The sequence below is a fragment of the Aeribacillus sp. FSL W8-0870 genome, assembly GCF_037963755.1.
GTDB classification, from domain to species: domain Bacteria; phylum Bacillota; class Bacilli; order Bacillales; family Aeribacillaceae; genus Aeribacillus; species Aeribacillus composti.
This window is the reverse complement of record NZ_CP150165.1, coordinates 3,876,128-3,891,885: the sequence shown is the minus strand read 5'-3', so window position 1 is coordinate 3,891,885 and position 15,758 is coordinate 3,876,128. Positions and strand designations below refer to the sequence as shown.

The window sequence follows — 15,758 nt, the reverse complement described above, 5'->3', positions numbered from 1 at the left end:
CAGATCGCGCAGTTAAATAAACAGAGATCAATGAACCGGGCGCCATTCTTTGTCATAATGTCCCTCTGACGTGCATATCGTTCAATATGCGTGTCCGGGGGAGGTTATCTATATGGCTGCAGAAATAGTAACTTTATTTTTAATGGCATTTGCATTAGGGATGGATGCCTTTTCAGTGAGCCTTGGGATGGGCTTAGTTCGTTTGCGATGGAAGCAAATTTTTGACATCGGTATATACATTGGGATTTTTCATATGATCATGCCGCTTATCGGAATTGTCTTGGGGAAAGTACTATCGGAAAAGTTTGGTTTAGTTGCCATGTATATTGGAGGATGTCTGCTCACTCTTTTAGGAATTCAAATGATTTATTCGTCTTTTAAACGCGATGAATCGCCTTTCATTGCACCGGTCGGCATCGGCCTGTTCCTTTTTGCGCTGAGCGTCAGTTTAGACAGTTTTTCGGTAGGATTAAGTCTAGGTATCTACGGAGCGGAGGTTTTGTTAACCGTCGTAATGTTTGGTTTTATGAGCATGGTGCTCACTTGGAGCGGGTTATTGATCGGCAAACGGGTTCAAGATTGGTTCGGCACATATAGTGAAGCTTTTGGCGGCAGCATTTTGCTTGTATTTGGCTTGAAATTATTATTTTCAATGTAGAAAGCTGTATTGTCTAAACCAGTCATTTGAGCACAGTCATTGGACGTGCTTTTTTTTGTTAATTTTTTTGGTTAAATATGCCTATTATGCAAAAAAATTGTGACTTTTTGTCGATAATAAAAATAAAAAAAATTCCTCATGGTTTCCATTCTTTCGAACTTTTTGATTATAATGAAGGTAACATCAAAAGGGAGAGATAGAAGGGAGAAAACCTTGTGACAAATATTTTATTCGTTTGCACCGGAAATACATGTCGAAGCCCGATGGCGGAGGCTATTTTTAAGCATTTGCAAAAAAACGGCGGATTTAACGTTCGTTCAGCAGGCGTGTTTGCATTGGATGGGCAGAAAATTTCGGAAAATGCAAAAAAAGTGCTGGAGGAAAAGGGAATACATGTTGAGCACAGTGCTTCAAAACTTACGGAAGAACATATCGATTGGGCAACATATGTATTTACGATGACTAAAGATCATAAAAACATATTATGCCAATTTTTTCCTAAAGCAGCTGAAAAAACATTTACGGTAAGCGAGTTCGTTGTTGGAAAAGATGAGGAGATACGTGATATTACCGATCCGTTTGGCAGTTCCGTGGAAAAGTACAGAAAAACAAGGGAAGAGCTGGAGCAATTGCTTCAAAAGCTTATTTCAAAATTAGAAACAAATTAGCAGGCAGGTGGACTCTGTGAAAAACAAGAATCGATACAAATTCAGCATCCGTTTAAAAATCGTCATCTTTATTACGATTGTTGCTCTTATTACATATTCAACAAGCGGATTTTTCATTTATGTTGTATACGAGTATGTGAAACAATATATTGACCGAACATCTTTTACCATTTTGACGTTGACTCTTGGAATCATATGGTCAGGGATTTTAACAGCTATTGCAGCTGGATTTCTTATTTCTCCGCTAAAGCGGCTTGAAAAGGCTGCTCTTATAGCGGCCGATGGCGATATTTCCGTAAATGTTCCTGACATCAAATCAGATGATGAAATTCGGTCCTTAAGCAGAGCCTTTAATGAAATGCTTTCCAATTTAAGACATATGGTGAAAAACATTGAAATAAATTTTGAGCAAACAAATGAGCAGGTGAAACAAATACATGCTGCAACAGAACAGGCAACAAGACAAGCTGAAAGCATTTCATATACGATTAAGGAAATTTCAACAGGAGCCGACCAATCGGCGGCTGCTATTCAGGAAACAGCAGAAGCGGTGGAAGATACGGTAGAGCTTGCTAGTCAGGTAAAAGAAAAAGCAAAAGTATCCGAAAAAATGGCTAATGAAATGGTTCAATCACTTGACCAAAGCAAAAAGATATTTCAATCTTTAATTAAAGGGATTCAATCGTTGGCCGAAAAAAACGAGCAATCTATTTTGGCGGTACAGCGTCTTGAAGAAAATGCCAAAAAGGTGGAGACTATTGTATCCCTTGTCGGCGATATTGCCGATCAAACAAACCTGCTGGCGCTGAACGCGTCAATTGAAGCGGCAAGAGCAGGTGAACACGGCAGAGGGTTTGCTGTCGTTGCGGAAGAAGTTCGAAAGCTTGCTGACCAAAGCGCCAAAGCTGTTCAAGGAATTTCCGAGCTGATCTCTAACATTCAAAAAGAAGTAAGCAATGTTGTTGAACAGATTGGAGATCAAGTGAAAACAGCTCGACAAGAAGCGCAAAGAGGGAAAGAAACAGAGAAAATTCTTGTCGAGATGTCGAAATCGATTTTGCATGTTGCCGAAGCGGTTAAGGTGATCAGCGAGCTGATGGACGAACAGCAAAAAAGCATTCAACAAACAGGAGCGCAATCCGAAGAAGTGGCAGCGATTGCCGAAGAGACATCTGCTGGTGCACAGGAAGTGGCCTCATCTGTACAAGAACAAGCTGATAATATTTCTAACATTAATCAATTAACGAGAGAGCTTGAAGCAAGCGCTCAGCAGCTAAAGAAAGTAATCGATCGATTTACTTATGAAAAATAAAAAGGAGGAGCATCTAGTGAAAGTCATAATTGCCTCAGATCACGGAGGGGTCAACATACGTGAAGAAATCAAAAAATTGCTTGACGAGATGAATATCGAATACGAAGATATTGGCTGCGACTGTGGGACATCAGTTGATTATCCTGATTACGCATTGCCGGCAGCTGAACGAGTCGCGAAAGGCGAATTTGACCGCGGTATTTTAATTTGCGGAACAGGGATCGGAATGTCAATAGCGGCCAATAAAGTAAAAGGTATTCGCTGCGCCCTTGTACATGATGTGTTTAGCGCAAAAGCAACCCGGGAGCATAACGACAGCAACATGCTTGCAATGGGTGAACGTGTCATCGGGCCGGGACTTGCCCGCGAAATTGTGAAAACGTGGCTAACAACTGAATATGTGGGAGGCAGGCATGCGAATAGAATAGAAAAAATTTCAAAATATGAAGAAACCCATTTATAAGGTGATGATCGAATGCCGGAATTGCAAGAATACCGGGAACAGCTTTTAACAGTGCTGGCCGATTTTAAAGAAAAAGCACCAATTCAAAAAGGGCAGCTGATTGTCATAGGGTGCTCAACGAGCGAAGTAATCGGAGAAAAAATCGGCACTGCCGGAAATACGGATGTTGCCGAAATGATATTTTCTGCATTATCGGAATTTCAAAAAGAAACAGGTGTAGAGCTCGCTTTTCAATGCTGCGAGCATTTGAATCGCGCTCTTGTCGTTGAACGGGAAACAGCAGAAAAGCGCAATTACGAAATCGTTTCTGTCATCCCAATCCCGAAAGCAGGCGGTTCCATGGCAGCGTTTGCTTATGAGCATATGAGGGATCCGGTTGTTGTTGAATTTATTAAGGCAGATGCAGGCATTGACATCGGAGATACACTTATTGGCATGCATTTAAAGCATGTTGCTGTCCCTGTTAGAAGTTCGGTCAAGCAAGTCGGACAAGCCCATGTAAACTTAGCTTTTAGCCGGCCGAAGCTTATCGGCGGTGCGCGGGCAGTTTATACAAAATAAACATTCGAATATTAGCAGTGCGAACTTACGTCATGGTTTGTGCTGCTATTTTTTATAAAAGAAGTGGAGCGGAACGAAAAAAAACATGCACATCATTTCTTTGAAGTATCGGGGCCCCTCCATCTTTAGAAATTGTAAGCAAAAGTCGTATCAAACTTTGATGCGATTTTGTTTAGTGAAAATACAGGTTGCCGATCATTTCCTGCTTGACGACTCTGTGCATTGAGCTAGGTATAGAAGCTCCGTTGGTCGAGTTGTACAAGACATGATTCATTTTACGAACTGATAGTTTAAGTATACAGGCAGAATCGAGGTTTTAAGAAATTCCGAATTAAAAACTATTCATGCCAAAAAAAGTTTGGGAAGAATACGCTTACATAAAAGAAAAGGGTTGCCAAAGGATGATCAATACGGTTATTCTGATTAATAAGTAGATCGGCATGACGATTTTGTCGCTCGCCTGTGCCGTTCAATCGATGAAAGACTAGAGGGGGAACATTTCATGAAATATATTCAACAACAGGATCCTGAAGTATATGAAGCGATACAGAACGAATTAAAGCGCCAGCGTACGAAAATCGAACTGATTGCGTCAGAAAATTTTGTCAGTGAAGCGGTAATGGAGGCCCAAGGTTCTGTATTAACAAATAAATATGCAGAAGGTTATCCGGGACGTCGCTACTATGGAGGATGCGAATATGTTGACGTTGCGGAAGATTTAGCTCGCGAACGGGCGAAAAAAATTTTTGGAGCTGAGCATGCAAACGTTCAGCCGCATTCCGGTTCTCAAGCCAATATGGCTGTTTACTATGCTGTCTTAAATCATGGGGACACTGTTCTCGGAATGAATTTGTCTCACGGCGGCCATTTAACGCATGGAAGTCCGGTAAACTTCAGCGGAATGCAATTTAATTTTGTTGAATACGGTGTTGATCCTAACACTCATCTTATCGATTATGATGATGTTCGAGCTAAAGCTCTTGAGCATAAACCGAAAATCATTGTTGCTGGTGCCAGCGCTTATCCTCGTGAAATTGATTTTAAAAAGTTTCGGGAAATCGCTGATGAAGTGGGAGCTTACTTAATGGTTGACATGGCTCATATTGCCGGCCTTGTTGCTGCAGGTCTTCATCAAAATCCTGTGCCGTACTCCCATTTTGTAACAACTACGACGCATAAAACACTTCGCGGTCCAAGAGGCGGAATGATTTTATGCAAAGAAGAATTTGCAAAACAAATTGATAAAATCATTTTCCCAGGCATTCAAGGCGGTCCGTTAATGCATGTTATTGCAGCAAAAGCGGTAGCATTGGGAGAAGTTTTACAAGAAGAATTTAAAACATATGCGCAAAACATTATCAACAATGCGAAGCGGCTGGCAGAAAAATTAAAAGAAGAAGGACTGACTTTAGTATCTGGAGGAACAGATAACCATTTGATTTTAGTTGATGTCCGCAACCTGCAATTAACAGGAAAAGTTGCTGAACATGTTTTGGACGAAATCGGCATTACTGTGAATAAAAACGCGATTCCATACGATCCTGAATCGCCTTTTGTTACAAGCGGAATCCGTATTGGAACGGCAGCTGTCACAAGCCGCGGTTTTGGTTTGGAAGAAATGGATGAAATCGGATCGATTATTGCATTTGCATTGAAATTCCATCAAGACGAAGTTAAATTGGAAGAAGCGAGAAAACGGGTGCAAGCTTTAACAGAAAAATTCCCGCTCTACCCAAATTATTGAGGAAATATTGAGTGTTCGAAGCCACATGCTTCGGACGCTTTTTTTTATTTTAATTTTCTGCCTCTTAAAACTATTTAAAATGGATTTCATCGTTTGGAATGTTGTCGAAAAAGGTTGATGAAAATGTTGAAACTCAAAAATTTTTTCTGTAAAATCTATTGAGGCAAAAGAAAAGGAGATGTGAAACTTGGGCAAAGTGTTTGTATTTGATCACCCGTTAATTCAGCATAAGCTATCCTATATTCGCGATAAAAAAACCGGAACAAAAGAATTTCGAGAGCTTGTGGATGAGATTGCTACATTAATGGCGTTTGAGATAACACGAGATCTTCCGCTGGAGGAAGTGGAAGTAGAAACCCCGGTAGGAGTAGCGAAAACAAAAATCTTGTCAGGAAAAAAACTTGGGGTTATTCCCATTTTACGTGCGGGGCTAGGAATGGTTGACGGCATTTTGAAACTGATTCCTGCCGCAAAAGTCGGCCATATCGGGTTATATCGGGATCCGAAAACATTAAAGCCTGTAGAATACTATGTAAAACTTCCTTCTGATGTGGAAGAGCGGGATTTCATCGTTGTTGACCCAATGCTGGCTACCGGCGGTTCAGCAGTTGAAGCAATAGAGTGTCTAAAAAAACGCGGTGCAAAAAATATCCGTTTCATGTGTCTAGTAGCTGCTCCTGAAGGGGTAAAAGCAATGGAAGAAGCTCATCCAGATGTCGATATTTACATTGCCGCACTTGATGAGAAATTAAACGACCATGGCTATATCGTACCAGGTTTAGGAGATGCAGGAGACCGTTTATTTGGTACAAAATAACAGGAGAGGGCGAAGTGAAGTGCCCTCTCTTTCTTTTTTGTATAGTATGAAAAATTCATTAATATAAGGAGCTGTCCAGAAAGTCAAATCCCCATTTGAAAACACAAAATCATAAACATCGATATATCAACGTTTCTAAAACATTAATGGGCGTCAATAAGCCGTAAAAACGACTTATTAAACAGTTCCATCAATTTCTCACTTTTCCCTTAAAACGACTTTTTTCATGCAATAAACTGATGTTCATAGCGAACAATAAGTGCTGAGGTGATAGAAATGGGAAACCCTTCAGTACGAATTTGTTTGCTTTTTGTCTTCATTTTCCACGTTTTTGATGTAACTGCTTTTGCAAAGACCTTCCCCGAACATCCGCAAATCCCTGAAGAGAATGCTGATGAACAAGTCACAATGATCATTGTTTTGTCAGATCAGAACCTTTCAAAAATAAAAGAGTTGATTCAAAAAAAATATCCGGAAATAAACATTTGCTGGGAATATAAAAAAACGTTTACCGGATTTTCCGTAAAAGGGAAAAAAAGAGACCTAGATCAGCTAGTAAAAGAGCCTTACATTGAACATGCAGAGCCTGTAACGACTTTTCAAGCAACGGTTGAAGAAAGTGTTCCTTTTATAGGCGGCATCGATGCACGCGGCTATTTTGACGCGAAGGATGAAAGATTGACGGGAAAAGGAGTGAAAGTAGCTGTTATAGATACGGGGATCGACTACAACCACCGAGATTTACAAAAAAATTATCAAGGCGGATTTGATTTTGTAGATCAAGACAAAGACCCAATGGAAACAGTCGCGAAAGACAATTCGAGGACAATTCACGGCACTCACGTAGCAGGAATTATAGCCGCAAATGGAAAATTGAAAGGGGTTGCTCCGGATGCCTCCATCATTGCCTATAGAGCGCTTGGCCCTCATGGATACGGGACGACAGACCAAGTTATTGCAGCGATTGAAAAATCGATTGAGGATCAGGTAGATATCGTAAATCTTTCTCTTGGCAATGATGTGAACGGCCCGGATTATCCGACAAGCCTGGCGTTAAACCGAGCCGTTGAAGAGGGGATAACTGCAGTTGTATCAAGCGGAAACTCTGGTCCTAACATTTGGACCGTCGGTTCGCCTGGCACTGCAAGCAAAGCAATTTCCGTCGGCGCATCGACACCGCCGCTTGACGTAAAGTATTTAACCCTTTCAGGATTTCAAAAGAAAATGCCAGCTGACTCTTTGTTCAATTCTGCCCCTTGGACAACAATTAGAGGACGAATAGAATATGCAGGCTTAGGGGAGAAAAAAGACTTTAAACCTTCTGTTAAAGGAAAAATAGCCTTGGTGAAGCGCGGGGAAATCACGTTTGCCGAAAAAGCGAAAAATGCAAAATCAGCCGGAGCCCAAGCGTTGATTATTTACAACAACATGAAAGGGAGATTTACCGGCAATTTAGAAGAAAAATTGGACTTTCCTGTTGTCTCCATCTCAAAGGAAGATGGCGAATGGCTGCGCAAACAATTGAATGAAAAATCGTTCATCAAAACAACCAGTCGGATAGAACAAGATCGCCTCGCACCCTTTTCATCAAAAGGGCCGGTAACAGTCACATGGGAAGTGAAGCCCGATCTTGTCGCGCCTGGTGTAGCAATTGACAGCACAATACCTAAAGGGTATATGGCTCTTCAAGGAACAAGCATGGCTGCTCCGCATATAGCAGGTGCAGCGGCATTGATCAAACAAAAGCATCCAGATTGGTCGCCGGAACAAATAAAAGCAGCTATGATGAATACTGCTAAACCGCTTTATGATCAAAATGGAAGGCTGTACAAGGTGTTTGAGCAGGGGGCGGGAAGAATCGATATTTTATCGGCTGTTCAGACAAGAGCTCTCATTTATCCGGCATCTCTATCATTCGGTCAATTTCACAAAAATATCGGCAGGAAAAAGAAAGAGATCACGTTAACTCTTGAAAATCTCTCCGATCAAGAAAAAACGTTTGTTTTTTCTAAACCGCATTATCAAAAAGGGGTTCAATGGCAGCTCCCTATTTCCGTAAAGGTTCCTGCTAACGGGAAAAGAGAAGTATCCGTCTCGATTGATGTTGCACCAAAATCATTGAGGGAAGGATTGTATGACGGGACTCTTGTTGTAACAGCCGGCAGCCAGACAATCCGCCTTCCATATTTATTCGTTGTTGGCGAACCGAATTATCCAAAAATCATGGGATTTGAATTTGGGCTTGCCGATCAAGGGAATATGTACCATTATGAGCTTTATTTGCCGCAAGGGGCGGATGAATTCGGGATTGCCCTGTATGATCCGGACACTTTAACATTCAAAGGCTTTTTAGACTGGCAAAGAAATATTCCGGGAGGTTTGTTGAAAAGAGACATTTCCGGGCAATTTAAGGACATTCCAAACGGCGTTTACAAAGCGCTTATTTTTGCAAAAAAAGACGGGGAAGAAAGCAGCTATGAAACGACAATCATTTTAGATAAAAAAATATTAAAAAGTCAATAGAAGCACCAAAAATATTTGTGAACAAATTGTGATATTCTTAACAAATAGCTCAACTTTTGACGTGAAACAGATTGACATTGATTGGTGCCTATTGTATGCTAAACGGGGTGGGATGATAAGGTTTTCAACAGCCTTTTAACATAATGAAATATAAGGTAATTTTATATTGTGAGGACATACCCAATGCGGCAAAAAGAGCACCATCCGCTCCGAGCATACGCTTTAATGACCGCCATTCTTTCCTATTTGGCAGGGTCAGTGCTCGTTGGGATTTTTGCAGGAAGATGGCTTGATCGACATTTGCATACAGAACCCGTTTTTTTGATCATCGGTCTTCTAATTGGACTGGCTGCGGGAATAATTGCGATGCTGAGATTAGTCCAACATTTTTTTCAGGAGAATGAACGGTAACTATGGATCGTATAGAAAAATTGTTTGTGCGCAGCAAAAAATATTTGCTGTTTTTGCTTGCCATCTATGTGTTAGCGTGGGGGTTTACTCCTTATCAAGATATTTTCCTCGGTCTTGCCCTTGGTACAAGCTTTAGCCTCTATAATTTATGGATACTAGTGCGTAAATCAAAGCAAATACAGCAAGCAATTGAAGAAGGCCGTACAGCACGTTCGCTTGGAACGGTTTCAAGGATGGCAGCCGCAGGATTGGCGGTATTAATCGCACTCAAATTCCCTGAACATTTCCATTTAATTAGCGTGGTTATTGGTTTAATGACAATATATATTGTCATTATGATAGATTCTATTCTATACATTTGCGGACAAGCTTGGGAAGAGAGGTGAATTTTGTTGGGTCACGAAGCGCCGATAGTAAAATTATTAGGGCTTGAATTTAATTTGTCCAATATTTTGATGATACTTGTTTCTAGCGCAATTGTATTTATCATCGCCGTATTGTCGACCCGCTCTTTGGCAATGAAGCCAACGGGCATGCAAAACTTTTTGGAATGGGTCATGGATTTTGTGAAAAACATTATTAACAGCACGATGGACTGGCAGACAGGCGGCCGATTCCTTACATTAGGAATGACGCTCATCATGTACATTTTTGTTTCCAACATGCTTGGTCTACCATTCGCTATCGTTGTTGACCATGAACTTTGGTGGAAATCGCCTACGGCTGATCCTACTATAACGCTGACACTGGCCATTTTAGTCGTCGGTTTATCGCATTATTACGGGATTAAATTAAAGGGCTTTTCCGCCTATGGAAGCGACTTTTTCAAGCCACTGCCGTTTTTGTTCCCGCTTAAAATTATTGAAGAGTTTGCAAACACGTTGACGCTTGGTCTTCGTCTTTACGGTAACATCTATGCTGGGGAAATTTTGCTAGGTCTGCTTGTCAGCTTGGCAACTAGCGGAGCATTTGGCTTCCTCGGGGCAATTATTCCGATGATGGCGTGGCAGGCATTCAGTATTTTTGTAGGTGCAATCCAAGCTTTTATCTTTACAATGTTGACAATGGTTTATATGGCGCATAAAGTTAGCCATGACCATTAAAAATAAATGACTTCATCATTATGTTTGTGTAAAAAATTATCTTTAAACAAATAAAGGAGGACTTTATTCATGAATTTATTAGCAGCTGCAATTGCAATTGGTTTAGCGGCACTTGGTGCTGGTATTGGTAACGGACTTATCGTATCTCGTACAGTAGAAGGTATTGCACGTCAACCTGAGGCGCGCGGTATGCTTCAAACAACTATGTTTATCGGGGTTGCGTTGGTTGAGGCGATTCCGATTATCGCGGTTGTTATTGCATTTATGGCTTTTGGTGCATAATTCAAAAATTTCAAAAGAGCCTTGCCCAGATTGGTGTTGGAAAAAGGCTTTTTAGAAGTGCATGCAATCAATTTGCGTGAAGTCCGAATCGAAAGGACAGCAAGTGAAAAAGAGGAAATGGCGAAGTTTTTTAAGCATCTTCGCCATTCCTTTATGTTGTGAATGGTAACAGAGTCCCAATATAGCCGGTAGTTGGAAAACGGAAGTTTTGAAGGGAGTGAAACGAAGCCGTGTTAACAGTTGAATTTGCCCTCGGAGCTGGAGGCTTCGCAGCAGGAGATATGCTCGTTCAGCTCGTTGTATTTTTAGTTTTGTTAGCATTGCTCAAAAAATATGCTTTTGGTCCGCTTATGGGCATTATGAAACAGAGGGAAGAATTTATTGCAAATGAAATAAACGCTGCGGAAGAAAAGCATGCGGAAGCCAAAAAGCTTGCCGAAGAGCAGCGTGAGCTATTAAAGCAAGCCCGCATCGAAGCACAGGAGCTTGTTGAAAATGCGAAAAAACTCGGCGAACAGCAAAAAGAAGATATCATCCAAGCGGCTCGTGCGGAGGCAGAAAGACTGAAAGAAGCAGCCAAGAAAGAAATCGAACACGAAAAAGAGCAAGCCGTTGCTGAATTGCGTAATCAAGTGGCATCATTATCCGTTCTTATTGCTTCTAAAGTGATTGAAAAAGAATTGAATGAGGCTGAGCAAGAGAAGCTGATCAATGATTATATTAAAGAGGTAGGAGAACAGTTATGATTGGCGGAGTGGCAAAGCGCTATGCGTCAGCTCTTTTTCAAATTGCAAAGGAAAAAAATCAAGTGAAGCAGTTTGAAGAAGAATTGCGGATTGTAAAGCAGGTGTTTATTGAAAATCAAAAATTGCTGCAAATTTTAGAGCATCCGAAGGTGTTGCTCGAAAATAAAAAATCATTGGTCAATGAAGCGTTTTCTTCATTGAGTGCTGAAATTATCAATACTCTTCTTCTGCTTATCGATCGCCATCGCATCCGCTTAGTTCCTGAACTTGTAGATAACTTTGTGGAGCTTGCAAATGAAGAACAGCAAACAGCAGAAGCAACGGTTTACTCCGTCCGTCCGTTGAAGGATGAAGAAAAGCAGGCTCTTTCAGAAGTATTTGCGCAAAAGGTCGGAAAAAAATCGCTTAAGATCACAAACATCATTGATCAGAACTTAATTGGCGGACTGAAACTTCAAATCGGCAATCGTATTTTTGACGGTAGCATCAAGAGTAAGCTCGAACGTATCGGGCGGAATTTAGCGAAAAGTTCGTAGATAGGGGTGAAACTCATGAGCATCAAAGCTGAAGAAATTAGTGCACTGATAAAAAAGCAAATTGAAAACTATCAGTCTGAAATAGAAGTTAGCGATGTCGGCACAGTTATTCAAGTAGGTGACGGGATCGCACGTGCTCATGGCCTCGACAATGTCATGGCCGGTGAGCTTGTCGAATTTTCAAACGGCGTTATGGGATTAGCCCAAAACCTTGAAGAAAATAACGTCGGTATTGTTATTTTAGGCCCTTTTAAAGACATTCGTGAAGGCGATGAAGTGAGAAGAACAGGACGGATTATGGAAGTTCCTGTTGGAGAAGAGCTGATCGGCCGCGTTGTAAATCCGCTTGGACAACCAGTGGACGGGTTAGGCCCGATTGAAACAACCAAAACACGTCCGATTGAAAGCCCTGCCCCAGGCGTCATGGACCGGAAATCTGTTCATGAACCGCTGCAAACGGGTATTAAAGCGATCGACGCTCTTATCCCAATTGGCCGCGGACAACGCGAGCTCATCATCGGTGACCGTCAAACAGGTAAAACGCAAATTGCGATCGACACAATCATTAACCAAAAAGAAGAAAACATGATTTGTATCTATGTTGCGATCGGACAAAAAGAATCAACAGTTCGAAATGTTGTTGAAACACTCCGTAAACACGGCGCATTAGATTATACGATCGTTGTAACGGCATCTGCGTCTCAACCGGCTCCATTGCTTTATTTGGCCCCATATGCCGGTGTATCTATGGGCGAATATTTTATGTACCAAGGAAAACACGTCCTTATCGTATATGATGATCTTTCAAAGCAAGCTGCCGCTTACCGTGAGCTTTCTCTATTACTACGCCGTCCACCTGGACGTGAAGCGTTCCCTGGGGATGTCTTTTACTTGCACTCCCGTCTATTGGAACGCGCAGCAAAACTTAGCGATGCAAAAGGCGGCGGATCTTTGACGGCATTACCATTTGTTGAAACGCAGGCTGGCGACATCTCAGCTTACATTCCTACGAACGTAATTTCCATTACAGACGGACAAATTTTCTTGCAATCTGACCTATTCTTCTCAGGTGTGCGTCCTGCGGTAAACGCCGGATTGTCCGTTTCCCGCGTCGGCGGTGCAGCGCAAATCAAAGCGATGAAAAAAGTTTCGGGTACGCTTCGGCTAGACCTTGCAGCATACAGAGAGCTTGAAGCATTCGCTCAATTCGGTTCTGATCTAGATAAAGCAACTCAGGCGAAGTTAAACCGCGGTATGCGTACAGTTGAAGTATTGAAGCAAGGCATCAACAAGCCGATCCCAGTTGAAAAACAAGTCATGATCCTTTACACCTTAACAAAAGGATTTTTAGATGATATTCCTGTTGAGGATATTCGCCGCTTTGAAGAAGAATTTTATGCTTATTTAGATCAAAATGAAAAAGAGCTTCTTGAAGAAATCCGTTCGACAGGAAATCTGCCTGAAGACGAGAAAATGGAAAAAGCCATCAAAGGATTCAAAAAAACTTTTGCAGTTTCTGAATAAAGAACGATAAGGCTGTGAAAATACGGGGATTCTTTTCACAGCCGTTTTCAAAACATGATCGGCTATTTTTCAAAAAGGTGGTGAGAACCTTTGGCATCGTTGCGCGATATTAAAACACGCATCAATTCGACGAAGAAGACAAGCCAAATTACAAAGGCGATGGAGATGGTTTCAGCTTCGAAGCTGAATCGGGCGGAAACCAGCGCCAAGTCATTTGTGCCTTACATGGAGAAAATTCAAGAAGTTGTGGCAAACATCGCCCTTGGGAGTACGGACGTAAGCCACCCGATGCTTGAAAAGCGTCCGGTCAAAAAGACAGGATACGTTGTCATTACATCAGATCGCGGGCTTGCCGGTGCGTTTAACAGCAACGTGCTGCGCGCCGTTTATCAAACGATTCAAGAACGGCATCGTTCGACGGATGAATACGCCGTGATTGCCATCGGAAAGGTCGGCCGCGATTTTTTCAAAAAACGCGGTATGCCTGTCGTTGAAGAAATTGTCGGATTAGGCGATGATATAAGCTTTTCGGATATTAAAGAAATTGCTTCCAATACAGTCAAGCTGTTCGAGGATGGAAAAGTAGATGAAATTTATATGTTCTACAACCATTATGTCAGCGCCATCCAGCAGGAAGTAACGGAGAAAAAGCTGCTGCCGCTTTCGGACATCGCTGCGAATAAAAAAATGACGTCTTATGAATTCGAACCGTCTCAGGAAGACATTTTGGCAGTGCTTTTGCCGCAATATGCTGAAAGTTTAATTTACGGCGCCTTGCTTGACAGCAAAGCAAGCGAACATGCTGCGAGAATGACGGCAATGAAGAATGCAACAGACAACGCAAAAGAACTGATCAATACGCTGACTCTTTCCTACAACAGAGCTCGTCAGGCAGCGATTACGCAAGAAATTACAGAAATTGTTGGCGGGGCATCAGCGCTTGAATAGATCACTGAAACAGTACGTTAGGAGGGAAACAGGAACATGAAAGGACGCGTAGTTCAAGTAATGGGTCCGGTAGTGGACGTAAAGTTTGAAAGCGGACATTTGCCGGAAATTTATAACGCCCTAAAAATTTCACATAAAGCGCGCAATGAAAACGAGGTAGACATTGATTTAACGTTGGAAGTAGCGCTTCATTTAGGGGATGACACCGTTCGGACAATCGCTATGGCTTCAACGGACGGCGTAACGCGCGGAATGGAAGTCGAAGACTTAGGCGCTCCAATCTCCGTGCCAGTTGGAGATGTCACATTAGGACGGGTATTCAATGTGTTAGGGGGACATATTGACCTTGGAGACCCGATTCCAGCGGAAGCGCGCCGGGATCCAATTCATAAGCCTGCTCCGAAATTTGAACAGCTGTCAACACAAGTTGAAATTTTGGAAACAGGAATCAAAGTTGTTGACTTGCTTGCTCCATATATTAAAGGTGGAAAAATCGGCTTGTTCGGCGGTGCAGGAGTTGGAAAAACGGTTTTAATCCAAGAGCTGATCAATAACATTGCACAAGAGCACGGCGGTATTTCCGTATTTGCTGGAGTTGGGGAGCGTACTCGTGAAGGAAACGACCTATACTTTGAAATGAAAGACTCCGGCGTTATCAGCAAAACAGCAATGGTGTTCGGACAAATGAACGAGCCGCCTGGAGCGCGTATGCGCGTTGCATTAACAGGTTTGACAATGGCTGAATATTTCCGTGATGAACAAGGGCAAGACGTTCTCTTCTTCATCGACAACATCTTCCGCTTTACACAAGCTGGTTCCGAAGTATCTGCGTTGCTTGGACGTATGCCTTCTGCTGTTGGATACCAACCGACGCTTGCGACAGAAATGGGACAATTGCAGGAGCGGATTACATCAACAAACGTAGGTTCTGTTACATCGATTCAGGCGATTTACGTGCCTGCTGACGACTATACAGACCCTGCTCCGGCTACAACATTCGCACACTTAGATGCGACAACAAACCTTGACCGTAAGCTGTCAGAGATGGGTATTTATCCAGCGGTGGATCCACTTGCTTCAACGTCACGTGCATTGGCTCCGGAAATCGTCGGTGAAGAGCATTACAACGTTGCCCGCCAAGTTCAGGCAACATTGCAAAGATATAGAGAGTTGCAAGATATTATTGCAATCCTTGGTATGGACGAGCTTTCAGATGAAGATAAGCTTGTTGTACATCGTGCTAGAAGAATCCAATTCTTCTTATCACAAAACTTCCACGTTGCTGAGCAGTTTACAGGGCAGCCTGGTTCATATGTGCCTGTAAAAGAGACTGTACGTGGATTTAAAGAAATTCTTGAAGGTAAGTACGACCACATTCCTGAAGATGCGTTCCGCTTAGTGGGCACAATTGAAGATGTCCTTGAAAGAGCGAAGCAAATGGGCGTTGAAGTATAATATTTTG

At 42.1% G+C, this 15,758-nt stretch carries 17 protein-coding genes; all 17 read left to right on the top strand.

What is annotated here, in order from left to right; all coding sequences use genetic code 11:
• The first annotated feature begins 112 nt into the window (after window positions 1–112).
• Window positions 113–658: a manganese efflux pump MntP family protein gene (locus tag NSU02_RS18730; protein WP_063389026.1), complete on the top strand. Its 546-nt coding sequence runs from the start codon at window positions 113–115 to the stop codon at window positions 656–658.
• A 263-nt stretch (window positions 659–921) separates the two neighbouring features.
• Window positions 922–1,326, top strand: coding sequence for a low molecular weight protein arginine phosphatase (locus tag NSU02_RS18725; protein ID WP_063389127.1), 405 nt, complete (start codon window positions 922–924; stop codon window positions 1,324–1,326).
• A 16-nt stretch (window positions 1,327–1,342) separates the two neighbouring features.
• The gene (locus NSU02_RS18720; RefSeq protein WP_066251307.1) at window positions 1,343–2,638 is read left to right on the top strand and encodes a methyl-accepting chemotaxis protein; all 1,296 of its coding nucleotides are present in this window, start codon (window positions 1,343–1,345) and stop codon (window positions 2,636–2,638) included.
• Window positions 2,639–2,654: 16 nt separating this feature from the next.
• Window positions 2,655–3,101, top strand: coding sequence for a ribose 5-phosphate isomerase B (gene rpiB, locus NSU02_RS18715; RefSeq protein ID WP_063389024.1), 447 nt, complete (start codon window positions 2,655–2,657; stop codon window positions 3,099–3,101).
• A gap of 12 nt (window positions 3,102–3,113) precedes the next feature.
• Complete coding sequence (locus NSU02_RS18710) at window positions 3,114–3,662, top strand: TIGR01440 family protein (RefSeq protein ID WP_063389023.1); 549 nt, start codon at window positions 3,114–3,116, stop codon at window positions 3,660–3,662.
• Between the two features lie 502 nt (window positions 3,663–4,164).
• The gene (gene glyA, locus NSU02_RS18705) at window positions 4,165–5,406 is read left to right on the top strand and encodes a serine hydroxymethyltransferase (RefSeq protein ID WP_311066659.1); all 1,242 of its coding nucleotides are present in this window, start codon (window positions 4,165–4,167) and stop codon (window positions 5,404–5,406) included.
• A 187-nt stretch (window positions 5,407–5,593) separates the two neighbouring features.
• Window positions 5,594–6,223 (top strand): uracil phosphoribosyltransferase, encoded by a 630-nt coding sequence (gene upp / locus NSU02_RS18700; RefSeq protein WP_063389021.1) that lies wholly within the window; start codon window positions 5,594–5,596, stop codon window positions 6,221–6,223.
• 276 nt (window positions 6,224–6,499) lie between these two features.
• Window positions 6,500–8,746, top strand: coding sequence for a S8 family serine peptidase (locus tag NSU02_RS18695; RefSeq protein WP_339193582.1), 2,247 nt, complete (start codon window positions 6,500–6,502; stop codon window positions 8,744–8,746).
• A gap of 183 nt (window positions 8,747–8,929) precedes the next feature.
• Window positions 8,930–9,157: an AtpZ/AtpI family protein gene (locus NSU02_RS18690; protein WP_094244712.1), complete on the top strand. Its 228-nt coding sequence runs from the start codon at window positions 8,930–8,932 to the stop codon at window positions 9,155–9,157.
• 2 nt (window positions 9,158–9,159) lie between these two features.
• Entirely contained in the window at window positions 9,160–9,543 is a 384-nt protein-coding gene (locus tag NSU02_RS18685; RefSeq protein ID WP_063389019.1) for an ATP synthase subunit I, read from the top strand.
• A 6-nt stretch (window positions 9,544–9,549) separates the two neighbouring features.
• Complete coding sequence (atpB, locus tag NSU02_RS18680) at window positions 9,550–10,260, top strand: F0F1 ATP synthase subunit A (RefSeq protein ID WP_066251301.1); 711 nt, start codon at window positions 9,550–9,552, stop codon at window positions 10,258–10,260.
• Window positions 10,261–10,329: 69 nt separating this feature from the next.
• Complete coding sequence (gene atpE, locus NSU02_RS18675; protein WP_063389017.1) at window positions 10,330–10,542, top strand: F0F1 ATP synthase subunit C; 213 nt, start codon at window positions 10,330–10,332, stop codon at window positions 10,540–10,542.
• Window positions 10,543–10,823: 281 nt separating this feature from the next.
• The gene (gene atpF, locus NSU02_RS18670; RefSeq protein WP_082830384.1) at window positions 10,824–11,288 is read left to right on the top strand and encodes a F0F1 ATP synthase subunit B; all 465 of its coding nucleotides are present in this window, start codon (window positions 10,824–10,826) and stop codon (window positions 11,286–11,288) included.
• Window positions 11,285–11,824, top strand: coding sequence for a F0F1 ATP synthase subunit delta (locus NSU02_RS18665; RefSeq protein ID WP_063389015.1), 540 nt, complete (start codon window positions 11,285–11,287; stop codon window positions 11,822–11,824). The genes atpF and NSU02_RS18665 overlap by 4 nt, the downstream gene beginning before the upstream one ends.
• 15 nt (window positions 11,825–11,839) lie before the next feature.
• A complete protein-coding gene (gene atpA, locus NSU02_RS18660; protein ID WP_063389014.1) occupies window positions 11,840–13,348 on the top strand; it encodes a F0F1 ATP synthase subunit alpha in 1,509 nt (502 codons plus the stop codon).
• A gap of 90 nt (window positions 13,349–13,438) precedes the next feature.
• Window positions 13,439–14,296: an ATP synthase F1 subunit gamma gene (gene atpG / locus NSU02_RS18655; RefSeq protein WP_066251293.1), complete on the top strand. Its 858-nt coding sequence runs from the start codon at window positions 13,439–13,441 to the stop codon at window positions 14,294–14,296.
• Between the two features lie 36 nt (window positions 14,297–14,332).
• Window positions 14,333–15,751, top strand: a complete 1,419-nt coding sequence (gene atpD, locus NSU02_RS18650) for a F0F1 ATP synthase subunit beta (RefSeq protein WP_339193581.1) — start codon at window positions 14,333–14,335, stop codon at window positions 15,749–15,751.
• Window positions 15,752–15,758: the final 7 nt, after the last annotated feature.

Excerpts from the sequence above, each read along its gene's own strand:
- atpA (WP_063389014.1), top strand. The coding sequence starts at position 11,840 with ATGAGCATCAAAGCTGAAGAAATTAGTGCACTGATAAAAAAGCAAATT.
- atpD (WP_339193581.1), top strand. The coding sequence starts at position 14,333 with ATGAAAGGACGCGTAGTTCAAGTAATGGGTCCGGTAGTGGACGTAAAG.
- NSU02_RS18665 (WP_063389015.1), top strand. The coding sequence starts at position 11,285 with ATGATTGGCGGAGTGGCAAAGCGCTATGCGTCAGCTCTTTTTCAAATT.
- NSU02_RS18710 (WP_063389023.1), top strand. The coding sequence starts at position 3,114 with ATGCCGGAATTGCAAGAATACCGGGAACAGCTTTTAACAGTGCTGGCC.
- NSU02_RS18725 (WP_063389127.1), top strand. The coding sequence starts at position 922 with ATGGCGGAGGCTATTTTTAAGCATTTGCAAAAAAACGGCGGATTTAAC.
- NSU02_RS18690 (WP_094244712.1), top strand. The coding sequence starts at position 8,930 with ATGCGGCAAAAAGAGCACCATCCGCTCCGAGCATACGCTTTAATGACC.
- glyA (WP_311066659.1), top strand. The coding sequence starts at position 4,165 with ATGAAATATATTCAACAACAGGATCCTGAAGTATATGAAGCGATACAG.
- NSU02_RS18730 (WP_063389026.1), top strand. The coding sequence starts at position 113 with ATGGCTGCAGAAATAGTAACTTTATTTTTAATGGCATTTGCATTAGGG.
- atpE (WP_063389017.1), top strand. The coding sequence starts at position 10,330 with ATGAATTTATTAGCAGCTGCAATTGCAATTGGTTTAGCGGCACTTGGT.
- NSU02_RS18695 (WP_339193582.1), top strand. The coding sequence starts at position 6,500 with ATGGGAAACCCTTCAGTACGAATTTGTTTGCTTTTTGTCTTCATTTTC.
- NSU02_RS18685 (WP_063389019.1), top strand. The coding sequence starts at position 9,160 with ATGGATCGTATAGAAAAATTGTTTGTGCGCAGCAAAAAATATTTGCTG.
- atpF (WP_082830384.1), top strand. The coding sequence starts at position 10,824 with ATGCTCGTTCAGCTCGTTGTATTTTTAGTTTTGTTAGCATTGCTCAAA.